General features: G+C 69.9%; 10 protein-coding genes. 6 read left to right on the top strand and 4 right to left on the bottom strand.

Features of this window, described 5'->3' with window-relative positions; all coding sequences use genetic code 11:
* Positions 1-163: 163 nt before the first annotated feature.
* The 5 genes from WD341_RS10590 (at position 164) to WD341_RS10570 (ending at position 6404) form a co-directional block, all read left to right on the top strand.
* Positions 164-2245, top strand: coding sequence for a catalase (locus WD341_RS10590; protein ID WP_368425420.1), 2082 nt, complete (start codon positions 164-166; stop codon positions 2243-2245).
* Positions 2246-2439: 194 nt separating this feature from the next.
* Positions 2440-4326, top strand: a complete 1887-nt coding sequence (locus WD341_RS10585; RefSeq protein ID WP_368425419.1) for a sodium:solute symporter family protein — start codon at positions 2440-2442, stop codon at positions 4324-4326.
* A 119-nt stretch (positions 4327-4445) separates the two neighbouring features.
* Positions 4446-4817, top strand: coding sequence for a PRC-barrel domain-containing protein (locus tag WD341_RS10580; protein ID WP_368425418.1), 372 nt, complete (start codon positions 4446-4448; stop codon positions 4815-4817).
* 185 nt (positions 4818-5002) lie between these two features.
* Positions 5003-5953 (top strand): aldo/keto reductase, encoded by a 951-nt coding sequence (locus WD341_RS10575; protein ID WP_368425417.1) that lies wholly within the window; start codon positions 5003-5005, stop codon positions 5951-5953.
* 166 nt (positions 5954-6119) lie between these two features.
* Positions 6120-6404: a hypothetical protein gene (locus WD341_RS10570; protein WP_368425416.1), complete on the top strand. Its 285-nt coding sequence runs from the start codon at positions 6120-6122 to the stop codon at positions 6402-6404.
* A 91-nt stretch (positions 6405-6495) separates the two neighbouring features.
* Here the strand turns inward: WD341_RS10570 and speB are convergent, their stop codons facing one another.
* Positions 6496-7449 (bottom strand): agmatinase, encoded by a 954-nt coding sequence (gene speB / locus WD341_RS10565; protein ID WP_368425415.1) that lies wholly within the window; start codon positions 7447-7449, stop codon positions 6496-6498.
* A 380-nt stretch (positions 7450-7829) separates the two neighbouring features.
* Here speB and WD341_RS10560 point away from each other — a divergent pair, with 380 nt between their 5' ends.
* Positions 7830-8138 carry a BON domain-containing protein gene (locus WD341_RS10560; protein WP_368425414.1) on the top strand — a complete coding sequence of 103 codons (309 nt, stop codon included), beginning with the start codon at positions 7830-7832 and terminating at the stop codon, positions 8136-8138.
* Between the two features lie 79 nt (positions 8139-8217).
* Here WD341_RS10560 and WD341_RS10555 read toward each other — a convergent pair whose 3' ends face one another.
* From WD341_RS10555 to WD341_RS10545, 3 genes are all read right to left on the bottom strand, one after another.
* A complete protein-coding gene (locus tag WD341_RS10555; RefSeq protein ID WP_368425413.1) occupies positions 8218-9285 on the bottom strand; it encodes a TRAP transporter substrate-binding protein in 1068 nt (355 codons plus the stop codon).
* 157 nt (positions 9286-9442) lie between these two features.
* Positions 9443-10765 (bottom strand): TRAP transporter large permease subunit, encoded by a 1323-nt coding sequence (locus WD341_RS10550; protein WP_368425412.1) that lies wholly within the window; start codon positions 10763-10765, stop codon positions 9443-9445.
* On the bottom strand, positions 10762-11310 hold the full coding sequence (locus WD341_RS10545) for a TRAP transporter small permease subunit (RefSeq protein ID WP_368425411.1): 549 nt from the start codon (positions 11308-11310) through the stop codon (positions 10762-10764). Before WD341_RS10545 ends, WD341_RS10550 begins: the two co-directional genes overlap by 4 nt.
* Positions 11311-11363 lie beyond the last annotated feature (53 nt).

Here is an 11363-nt window from a genome sequence, read left to right as displayed (position 1 = left end):
CGAGGATGCTACCGCCTCGTCGCCGGCCCCATAGCTTCTGTCGAGGGGCGTGGGCACGCCGGCGGCTCCGCCCGGTGGGCGGAGGGACCCGGCGTCGCGGAACCTTCGAAAGCTGGAACGGTTCCAGAGTGGTATCCGACCACTCCAACGAGGGACCGGCTCCATGACCGACGACAAGCTTCATCTCGATTCGGGCGGCGCGCCGCACCAGACGACGGAGCAGGGCTACGAAACCCTGACGACCCAGCAGGGCACGCCGGTTTCCGACGACCAGAGCCACCTCAGGATCGGCCCCCGCGGGCCGATGGCGATGGAGGACTTCCACTTCCGGGAGAAGGTCTTCCACTTCGACCACGAGCGCATCCCGGAGCGGGTGGTGCACGCGCGCGGCTTCGGCGCCCACGGCTACTTCGAGACCACCGACTCGCTGTCGGACGTCACCAGGGCGGACCTGTTCCAGCGGGTCGGCGAGAAGACCGAGGTCTTCGTCCGCTTCTCGACGGTCGCCGGCAACAAGGGCTCCTTCGACCTGGCGCGCGACGTCCGCGGCTTTGCGGTCAAGTTCTACACCAAGGAGGGCAACTGGGACCTGATCGGCAACAACATCCCGGTCTTCTTCATCCAGGACGCCCTCAAGTTCCCGGACCTGATCCACGCCGCCAAGCAGGAGCCCGACCGCGGCTTCCCGCAGGCGCAGACGGCCCACGACAACTTCTGGGACTTCATCTCGCTGTCGCCCGAGAGCATGCACATGGTCATGTGGATCATGTCGGATCGCACGATCCCGCGGTCCTTCCGCTTCATGGAAGGCTTCGGCGTCCACACCTTCCGCTTCGTCGACGCCGCCGGCAAGTCGACCTTCGTGAAGTTCCACTGGAAGCCGAAGCTCGGCCTGCAGTCGGTCGTCTGGAACGAGGCGGTCAAGATCAACGGCGCCGATCCGGACTTCCACCGCCGCGACCTCTGGGACGCCATCACCCTGGGCGACTTCCCCGAGTGGGAGCTGGGCGTGCAGCTGTTCGACGAGGATTTCGCCGAGACCTTCGAGTTCGACGTCCTCGACTCGACCAAGCTGATCCCCGAGGAGCAGGTGCCGATCCGCAAGGTCGGCCGCCTGGTGCTCGACCGGGTCGTCGACAACTTCTTCGCCGAGACCGAGCAGGTCGCCTTCTGCACCCAGAACATCGTGCCGGGCCTCGACTTCAGCGACGACCCGCTGCTGCAGGGGCGCAACTTCTCCTACCTCGACACGCAGCTCAAGCGCCTGGGCAGCCCGAACTTCACGCACATCCCGGTCAACGCCCCGCGCTGCCCGATGCGACACTTCCAGCAGGACGGCCACATGGCCATGAAGAACCCCGTCGGCCGCGCCAACTACGAGCCGAACAGCTGGGGCACCGAGGCGGGCGGGCCGCGCGAGGACCCGGCGCGCGGCTTCACCAGCTATCCGCAGCCGGTGGCCGGCGAGAAAGTGCGGGCGCGCTCCGAGACCTTCGCCGACCACTACAGCCAGGCCCGGCAGTTCTATGTCAGCCAGGCACCGGTCGAGCGCAAGCACATCGCCGACGCCCTGACCTTCGAGCTCAGCAAGGTCGAGACCCTGCGGATCCGCGCGCGCACGGTCTCGCACCTGCGCAACATCGACGAGAAGCTGGCCGCGAAGGTCGCCGAGGGCCTGGGCATCGAGCTGCCGGCGCCGGCCGAGCCGGCGCGCCCGCCGATCACCGACCTGCCGGCTTCCGATCCGCTGTCGATCGTCAGGAACGGGCCCGGCGGCTTCAAGGGCCGCAAGCTCGGCATCCTGATCACCGACGGCGGCGACGCCGCCCTGCTGCAGGCGTTGCAGGAGGCGGTCAAGGCCGAGGGCGGCCTCACCGAACTGGTCGCGCCCAAGGTCGGCGGCGCCACCCTGTCCGACGGCAAGCTGGTCGAGGCAAAGCAGAAGATCGACGGCGGCCCCTCGGTGCTCTACGACGCCGTCGCCCTCGTGATCTCCGAGCAGGGCGCCAAGCTGCTGAAGGACGACGCGCCGAGCCGCGACTTCGTGGCCGACGCCTTCGCGCACTGCAAGTTCATCGGCTACACGCGGGCGGCGATGCCGCTGCTCGAGAAGGCCGGCATCGCCAAGGCTCTGGACGAGGCCTGCGTCGAGCTCGCCGACGCCTCGGCGGCCACCGGCTTCGTCGGCCGGCTCGGCCCGCTGCGCTTCTGGGACCGCGAGCCGACGGTCGACCTGGACGGCTGACCGCCCGCGACCGCGGCACCGCGCGAGGCCCGCCGTCTCCACCAGGAGGCGGCGGGCTTTTCGCGTCGGGTCGCGGGCGCCGCGGCGCACCCGGCAGGTGCTGAGTTCCGTCGTCGCCACCCAGGCGAGCCACCGCCGGTTGACCTCGCCGCTCCGCCGGCCGACCCTGGCCGGCCAACATCGGAGCGGGCAGGGTGCTCGACCTCGTCATCGTCCTGGCCTTCGTGACCTACGCGCTGGCCGCCGGCTGGCGGGCCCGCAAGGCCTCGTCGCGCAACCTGCGGGAATACTTCCTGGCCGGCGGCACGGTGCCGGGCTGGAAGGCCGGCTGCTCGATGGCGGCCACCCAGTTCGCCGCCGACACCCCCCTGCTGGTCTCGGGCCTGGTCGCCACGGCCGGCGTCGCGGCGCTCTGGCGGCTGTGGATCTACGCCCTGGCCTTCCTGCTCATGGCCTTCGTCTTCGCCGCCGGCTGGCGCCGCGCCGGCGTGCTGACCGACGCCGAGCTCACCGAGACCCGCTACAGCGGCCGCGGCGTGCTGCTCTTGCGCGCGCTCAAGGCGATCTACTACGGCACGGTCATCAACTGCGTCGTGCTGGCCATGGTGCTGGTCGCGGCGGTGCGCATCGCCGAGGTCTTCCTGCCCTGGCACGCCTGGCTGCCGGCGGCGCTCTACCGGCCGGTCGTCGGCCTGGTCGCGACCCTCGGGCTCGACCTCGGCGGCAGCGCCGCCGGCGCCCTGCCGCTGGAGGTGGCGACGGCCGACAGCCTGATCTCGATCCTGCTGATCCTGCTGTTCACCGCCGGCTACGCGACGGCCGGGGGCTTGCGCGCGGTGATCGCCACCGACGTGGTGCAGCTGGCGCTCGCGCTGGTCGCGACGGCGATCTACGCCTGGGTCGTGGTCGCCACCTTCGGCGGGCTCGGGAGCCTGAACGAGCGGCTCGTCCAGCTCTACGGGCCGCAGGAGACCGACCGCCTGCTGTCCTTCGCGCCTGGGACCGCGGGCGACCTGCTGCTGCCCTTCCTGGTCGTGATCTCGCTGCAGTGGCTGTTCCAGATGAACGCCGACGGCACGGGCTACCTGGCCCAGCGCTCGATGGCCTGCCGCAGCGACGCCGACGCGCGCCGGGCCGGGGTGCTCTTCGCCTGGCTGCAGATCTTCCTGCGCAGCCTGTTCTGGCTGGTCATCGCGGTCGGGCTCCTGGCGCTCTACCCGATCGGTCCCCAGGACGCCGGCAGCGAGGGCTTCGTCGCAGGCCGCGAGCTCCTCTTCGTCACCGGCATCGACGACCTGCTGCCGCCCGGCCTGCGCGGGCTGATGCTGGTCGGCCTGCTGGCGGCCCTGGCCTCGACCGTCGACACCCACCTCAACTGGGGCGCCTCCTACTGGAGCAACGACGTCTACGACCGCCTGGTCTGCCGGCAGTGGCGGCGGCGCGCGCCGGCGGCGCACGAGCTGGTCCTGGTCGCCCGCCTGTCGAACCTGCTGATCCTGGTCATCGCCCTCGTGATCATGGCCAACCTGGGCTCGATCCAGACCGCCTGGCTCCTCTCGCTGCTGCTCGGTGCCGGAGTCGGCTCGGTGCTGGTGCTGCGCTGGCTGTGGGAGCGCATCAACCTCCATTCCGAGCTCGCCGCCATCGGCGTCTCGCTCGTCGCAGCACCGCTGCTGCTCGCCGTTTACGGCACCGACCCGCAGACCGAGTGGCTGCGCCTGGCGATCATGGCCGGCGTCACCACCGCGGCCGCGGTCGGCGTCACCTTCGTGACGCCGGCGACCGATCCGGCCGTGCTGCGGGCCTTCTACGAGACCGTCCGTCCCTCCGGCTGGTGGCCGCGCACCGCGGCCGCGGCCGGCGAAGGGGCGGGCGCGCCGCTGGGCCGGCTCCGGCGCCAGGCCCTGAGCGTCGGCGGCTGCGCCGCCTCGCTGTTCCTGCTGCTCGTCGGCGTCGGGCGGCTGCTGGTCGGCGGTCCCGAAAGCTCGGCGCTCTGGAGCTGGGGCTTCGTGCTCGCGGGCCTCGCCTGCCTGCCGCTCTGGTGGCGCGATCTGGCCGGATCCCCGCAGTCCCGCGGCTGACGCCGGGCCTGGCGTACGGCGCAGTGCCTTCTTCGGTGGGACCCCGTTCGGGACGACCCCTGGAACTCTGATGACCCGCGTTCGTTCGAGAGGGCAGACCAACACAAGGAGACCAACCGATGAAACGCACCCTGCTCGCTGCCGCCCTGCCGCTCGCGCTCTTCGCCGGCCCGGCGTTCGCCCAGCAGAGCGCCGTGCTCGTCGAGGTCGAGGACGACGCCCGCATGGTCGAGGCTTACGGCGTTTCCGTGGGCCAGCTCGACGACATGGACATCTATTCGGCCGCCGGCGAGGAGATCGGCGAGGTCGACGAGGTCCTGATGGACGGCGACGGCAACATCGTCGCGCTGGTCGCCGAAGTCGGCGGCTTCCTCGGCATCGGCGACAAGGAGGTCGTGCTGCAGCTCGACCAGGTCCAGATGCGGGGCGACCGCCTGACGGTCGACATGACCGAGGAGCAGCTCGAGCAGCTGCCCGAATGGAAGGACTGACACCGAGGAAGGTGAGCGCCCCCGCGTAGCCGGGTCGCCACGGACTCACAGGGAGGGCCCGCCGCGCAGAACGTGCGGCGGGCCTTCTCGATTCCGTCCCGGCGCTTTCGCGACACCGCTCGATTGCCTAGAAGGGTGGGCCCCCCGCGCAGCAGACGCGGGCCACCTCCGACAGGGAGTCCTTCATGGAGCATCGCCCGCTCGGCCGCACCGGCCTCGCCACCGCGCCTCTCGTCTTCGGCGGCAACGTCCTCGGCTGGACCGCCGACGAGAAGACCAGCTTCGCGCTGCTCGACGGCTTCCTCGACGCCGGCTTCAACGCCATCGACACGGCCGACTCCTATTCGCGCTGGGCGCCGGGCCATGTCGGCGGCGAGTCGGAGACGGTGATCGGCAAGTGGCTGAAGGCCAATCCGGCCAAGCGCGACAAGGTGCTGATCCTGACCAAGGTCGGCTCGGACATGGGCCAGGGCCACAAGGACCTGTCGCGGGACTGGATCCTGCGCGCGGTGGAGGATTCCCTGCGCCGCCTGCAGGTCGAGGTCATCGACCTCTACCAGTCGCACTGGCCCGACGAGCGCACGCCCCACGAGGAGACGCTCGAGGCCTACGCCCGCCTGCTCGAGCAGGGCAAGGTGCGGGCGATCGGCTGCTCGAATCTCGACGCCGGCCAGCTCGGCGAGGCCCTGGAGGTCGCGCGCCGACAGGGGCTGCCGCGCTACGAGACCCTGCAGCCCTGCTACAATCTCTACGACCGCTCCGAGTTCGAGGGTCCCTTGCGCGACCTGGCGCAGCGCGAGGGCCTGGGCGTCATCACCTATTTCAGCCTCGGCGCCGGCTTCCTGACCGGCAAGTACCGCACGAAGGCGGACCTCGGCCAGAGCCCGCGCGGCCAGCGCGTCGAGAAGTACCTTGACGAGCGCGGCTTCCGCATCCTGGCGGCGCTCGAGGCGGTGGCGGCGCGCGCCGCCGCGAAGCCGGCGGAGGTCGCGCTCGCATGGGTCATGGCGCAGCCCGGCATCACCGCGCCGATCGCCAGCGCGACCAGCCTCGCGCAGCTCGACAGCCTGATCCGCTCGGCCAGCCTGAAGCTGTCGGCCGAGGACCTGGCGGAACTGACCAAGGCGGGAGACTGAGGAGGTGCGTGTCATCGCCAGAACCTCTTCGGAACAACGCCGGGTAGCAGGCGTTCAAGCCTGAATAGGCAATCCTGGACCGGGCGGTTCGACAGCTTTTGCGAGCCGGTCCCATCGCCTGGGGCTTTCCCGGGTCCAGGTGCCCCTTCGAAGGAGGAGCGGCCCCATGACGACCCTCTACACCCTGGACCAGGTGCGCCGGCGGATCGCCGACGAGCCGGACCTACCCGCCGGCGACATCTTCGAGCCCGGCAGCTTTGCGCGTGAGCTCTACGACAAGGCCTCCAACGCCCATCTGGCGCCGGCCGCCCGTGCACGGGTCGACCGGGAGGAGGCGAGCCGCTGGGCCCTGTCGGACGAGCAGTGGGCGACCCAGCTCGAGGCAGTGGCGCTGGCCCGCGAGCACGACGCCAAGCTGAAGATGCTGAAGGAGGGCGTCGGCCGCGTGTGATGCCGCGCCGGTGCGGGATCGGAGCCCCTCCGGGTTCGGGTTGACGGAGCTGACCCGGGGCGTACGAGCGGCGTCACACCCGCACGCCTCGCTACTGCCGCCGGGCGAAGGTGTCGGCCAGCACGCAGAGGATCTCGAACATCAGGGTCGCACCGACCAGGGCGGTGTTGCCGCTCGGGTCGAAGGGCGGCGCCACCTCGACGACGTCGCCGCCGACCAGGTCCAGGCCCTGCAGGCCGCGCAGCATGACCTGGGCCTCGTGGGTGCCGTAGCCGCCGATCTCCGGCGTGCCGGTGCCCGGCGCGAAGGCGGGGTCGAGGCCGTCGACGTCGAAGCTCACGTAGGTCGGGCCGTCGCCGGCGACCCGCCGGATCTCCTCGACCACCTTCTCGGTGCCGAGCATGAAGTACTCCTCGATGTAGACGACGCGCATGCCGCTGCCCTCGGCGAAGGCCATGTCTTCGGCGCCGTAGATCGAGCCGCGGATGCCGATCTGGATCGTGCGCTTCGGATCGACCAGGCCCTCCTCGACGGCGCGGCGGAACGGCGTGCCGTGGGTGTAGCGATTGTCGCCGAAGTAGCTGTCGTTGGTGTCGGAGTGGGCGTCGAAGTGGACCAGCCCGACCGGGCGGTCCCTGGCGACCGCGCGCAGGATCGGCAGCGAGCAGAGGTGGTCGCCGCCGGCGGCGAGCGGCAGCCCGCCTGCCGCGACGACGCTTTCGACGAAGCCCGTGATCTTCGCCAGGCTGTCTTGCAGGTCGAAGGGATTGACCGGCGCGTCGCCGAGGTCTGCAACCCGGCAGAGCTCGTAGGGCGCGATGCGGCTGACGTGGTGCACGGCGCGCAGGAAGCTCGACTGGTTGCGGATCTCGCGCGGCCCGTGGCGGGCGCCGGCCCGATTGGTCGTGCCGGCATCCCAGGGCACGCCGAACAGCGCGATGTCGACCTCGGCCGGGTCGGTCACGTGGGGCAGGCGCATGAAGGTCGGCAGGCCGGCGAAGCGCGGCACGGCGCTGGCGTCGATCGGCTGGAAGCTCTGGGACATCGGCGGCTGGCCTCTGCGGGCTTGGCGGTGCGGCGGGCGGACGCAACCATATAGAGGCAAGCACGGCGGCGCGGCAAACCCGCCGGCAGCAGTACTAGGAATCGTGCCACATGGCACGGCCCCACCCGAAGCAGGGCAGGGGCCAGCCGCGCCGTCGCTGACATAGGCGCCCGTCTCCCTGTCTTCGGTTGGCACAGGCTTCGCTTGACCCCCGCGCTGGTCGAGAGGCGCACCCCGCGGTTCCCACCCACAGGCGAAGGCGCCGGGCCGGGTCGAAGGAGCCGGACCGGAACCGGCCGGCGGCCGGGGGCGTTGAGTGAGCGTTCCCGCGCGAGCGCAGGTCCTGCTGCGCGCCGGCGGCGCACCACAGGAGAATCCAAATGAAGATCACCTATTTCCTCGCCGCGCTGATGCTCGCCACCACCGCGGCGCTCGCCGGCTGTACCAGCGATGCGACCAGCGAGAGCACCGGCGAGTACATCGACGACTCCGTGATCAGCAACAAGGTCCGCGCCCAGCTGCTCGACGACGCCGAGCTCAACGTCTTCCAGATCGACGTCACGACCTACAAGGGCGTGGTGCAGCTCAGCGGCTTCGTCGACTCGGCCGCCGCCAAGTCCCGCGCCAGCAGCGTGGTGGCCGGGATCGAAGGCGTCAGGAGCATCGAGAACGACTTGATCGTGAAGTAGCTTCCGCGCCACGCTCCGGCGTGACGGCGTTCCCGGCGCCGGGGCGAAGTTCGCCCCGGGCCGGGAGCGCGCGTGCGGCTCAGCCGTAGCGGTAGGGCGGGCCGGCTTTCTGCATGGTCTCGCGGTAGTCCTTGAGGATCTGCACGATCCGGGCGCTGCGATCGCTCTCGGCGGCGATCTCGTCCCAGAACTTGAGACCCTCCTCCTCGACGGTCTGCCACTCCTCCTCGGGGATCGAGGTCAGCTCCAGCTTGCCGCCGGTCGTGCGGTAGTGCGCCTCGCCCCACCAGTACCAGTGCTGGCGATAGTAGTGCGAGGAGTCCATGCACAGGCGGAACAGCGTCTGCAGGTGCTCCGGCACCTCGCCCCAGCGCTCGCTGTTGGCGAAGTAGGAGCCGCACCAGGCACCCGAGATGTTGTTGGTCAGGTAGTAGTTGGTGACGTCCGCCCAGCCCACCGTATAGTCCTCGGTGATGCCGGACCAGGCGATGCCGTCGAGCTCGCCGGTCTGCACCGCGACCTCGATGTCCTCCCACGGCAGGGTCACCGGCACCACGCCAAAGCGCTGCAGGAAGCGCCCCGCCGTGGGGAAGGTGAAGACCCGCTTGCCCTCCAGGTCCTTGAGGCTGCGGATCGGGTCGACCGTGGCGAAGTTGCAGGGATCCCAGGCGCCCGCCGACAGCCAGGTAACGCCCTCGATCTCGCCGTAGGCCTCCTCCCAGATCTCCTTCAGGCCGTAGTGGTTGAACAGCACCGGCACGTCCAGGCTGTAGCGCGAGGCGAAGGGGAAGTAGCCGCCGAACACCGAGACGTCGACCGGCGCTGCGATCGAGTCGTCGTCGCTCTGCACGGCGTCGATGGTGCCGCGCTGCATGGCTCGGAACAGCTCGCCGGTCGGCACCAGCTGGTCGGCGTAGTAGAGCTCGATCTCCATCTCGCCGTTGGCCGCCCTGTTGAAGGCGTCGATCGAGGGCTTGATCACATGCTCGGCGAGCGCAGGGCCGGCGTAGGTCTGCAGGCGCCAGCGGATCGGGCTCTGGGACTTGACGTAGGGTGCCGCGAGGGTGCCGGCGGCGACCGCCGAGGTGGTCGCCAGGCCCGCGGTCTTGAGGAACTGGCGCTTGTTCATCCGGGTGTTCTTGGTCATTCGGTCTGCCTCCTGTTCGAGTCCGGTCTCTCTCGGACCTCTCTTTGCGACGGCCGCTTCTACCTGAAGGGGCCCTCTAGGCTACGCCATCCATCGTACCGGTTGCACGCGGCCGGTTCGTGGATGATCGCAGGGCGGCGCCTCGGGCCGGCGGACGTCATCGCAGCGAGACGTTTTCCGGCAGCCAGAGGGCGATCTGCGGGTAGGCCATGACCAGGATCAGGCCGACCAGCATGACCAGGACGAAGGGGACGATCGAGCGGTAGATGTCGACCAGCGAGATCTCCGGCGGCGCCATGGCGCGCATCAGGAAGAGGTTGTAGCCGAAGGGCGGCGTCATGTAGGCGATCTGGCAGGTGATCGTGTAGAGCACGCCGTACCAGATCGGGTTGAAGCCCAGCGCGATGACCAGCGGTACGTAGAGCGGCGCGACGATCACCAGCATTGCGGTGTCGTCCAGGAACATGCCCATCAGCAGGTAGCTGACCTGCATCATGATGAGGATCTCCCAGGGCGTCAGCTCCCAGCGGTTGATCAGCAGGTTCTGGAGCGCCTTGCCGGCGCCCAGGCCGTCGAAGACCGCGCCGAAGCAGAGCGCGGCCAGGATGATCCACAGGAACATGCAGCTGATGCCGAGGGTCTTGCGGATCGTGTCCTCGAGCACCCGCCGCGTCAGGCGGCGCTTGGCGATCGCCGCCAGCGTCGCGGCGACCGCGCCGACCGCCGAGCTCTCGACCAGGCTGGTGACGCCGAGCAGGAACAGCCCGGTCATCGAGAAGAAGATGGCGAGCGGCAGCAGGCCGGCGCGTAGCAGCGCCAGCTTGCGGATAAGGGGGATGTCGCGCTCCGCCTTCGGCAGCGGAGGGCCGAGGTGCGGCTGCAGGTGGCAGCGCACGGCGATGTAGAGCACGAAGAGGCCGGCCAGCAGCAGCCCGGGAAAGACCCCGGCGAGCCAGAGCTGGCTGACCGGCTGGCGCGCGATCATGCCGTAGAGCACCAGCACGACCGAGGGCGGCACCAGGATGCCGAGCGAGCTGCCGGCCTGGATCACGCCGGTGACCATGATCTTGTCGTAGCCGCGGCGCAGCATCTCGGGCAGCGCGATGGTCGCGCCGATCGCCATGCCGGCGACCGAGAGCCCGTTCATGGCGGAGATCGCGACCATCAGCCCGATGGTACCGATCGCCAGGCCGCCGCGCACCGGTCCCGCCCAGACGTGGAACATCTCGTAGAGGTCGCTGGCGATGCCCGATTCCGAGAGCATGTAGCCCATGTAGATGAACAGCGGCAGGGTCAGCAGCGGGTACCAGTTCAGCAGCACGAAGCTCGCGTTGAAGGGCATCTCGAAGCCGCCGTCGCCCCACAGCGTAAGCGCGGCGATGGTCGCGACGAAGCCGATGGCGCCGAACACCCGCTGCCCGGTCAGCAGCATCAGCATCATCGAGGAGAACATCAGCAGGGCGATCAGGTCGTAGCTCACGGGAGCCCGCCTCCGTCCCGCGCCGTCCGGCCCTCCTCGATCGGCCGGCCGAGCGCCGTCGCCAGGTCCCGGAAGAAGACGGCGATCACTTGCAGCAGCATCAGGGCGACGCCGGTCGTCATGACGATCTTGATCGGCGCCAGGGGCGGTCCCCAGGAAGAATAGTTCTTCTGCCCGTACTCCAGGGCGTACTGGGTGCTGGAGACGCCGCCGGCCAGCAGGAAGACCAGGTAGAACAGCAGGAAGCCCGCCGTCATGGCGTCGGCGACGGCCCGGCCGCGCGGCGACCAGCGGCTGTAGAGCAGATCCATGCGGACGTGGCTGTCGAGCTGCAGGGAGTAGGGGCCGCCGAGCAGGAAGTAGGCGACCATGGTGAACTGGGCCATCTCGACGACCCAGATCAGCGGCGCGTTGAAGACGGTCCGCGAGATCACCGCGTAGAGCAGGATGCCCATCATCGCGAAGATCAGGTACATGGCGAAGCGCCCGACCAGGCGGTTGAGCGCCTCGATGCCGCGGACGTAGGCGCGGATCGCCCTAGGCATCAAGCCGCCCGGCGAAAGGCCTGTCGGCAGGCCCGGCTGGGAGGCGGCTCCCG

The organism is Tistlia sp. (genome assembly GCF_040905785.1).
GTDB lineage: Bacteria > Pseudomonadota > Alphaproteobacteria > Kiloniellales > DSM-21159 > Tistlia.
The sequence above is the reverse complement of the archived record's forward strand: the minus strand, read 5'-3'. Positions and strand labels throughout refer to the sequence as shown.

What these genes read in the sequence shown, in the direction of transcription:
- WD341_RS10590 (WP_368425420.1), top strand. Translation starts at nt 164, where the DNA reads ATGACCGACGACAAGCTTCATCTCGATTCGGGCGGCGCGCCGCACCAG.
- WD341_RS10580 (WP_368425418.1), top strand. Translation starts at nt 4,446, where the DNA reads ATGAAACGCACCCTGCTCGCTGCCGCCCTGCCGCTCGCGCTCTTCGCC.
- WD341_RS10575 (WP_368425417.1), top strand. Translation starts at nt 5,003, where the DNA reads ATGGAGCATCGCCCGCTCGGCCGCACCGGCCTCGCCACCGCGCCTCTC.
- WD341_RS10570 (WP_368425416.1), top strand. Translation starts at nt 6,120, where the DNA reads ATGACGACCCTCTACACCCTGGACCAGGTGCGCCGGCGGATCGCCGAC.
- speB (WP_368425415.1), bottom strand. Translation starts at nt 7,449, where the DNA reads ATGTCCCAGAGCTTCCAGCCGATCGACGCCAGCGCCGTGCCGCGCTTC.
- WD341_RS10560 (WP_368425414.1), top strand. Translation starts at nt 7,830, where the DNA reads ATGAAGATCACCTATTTCCTCGCCGCGCTGATGCTCGCCACCACCGCG.
- WD341_RS10555 (WP_368425413.1), bottom strand. Translation starts at nt 9,285, where the DNA reads ATGACCAAGAACACCCGGATGAACAAGCGCCAGTTCCTCAAGACCGCG.
- WD341_RS10545 (WP_368425411.1), bottom strand. Translation starts at nt 11,310, where the DNA reads ATGCCTAGGGCGATCCGCGCCTACGTCCGCGGCATCGAGGCGCTCAAC.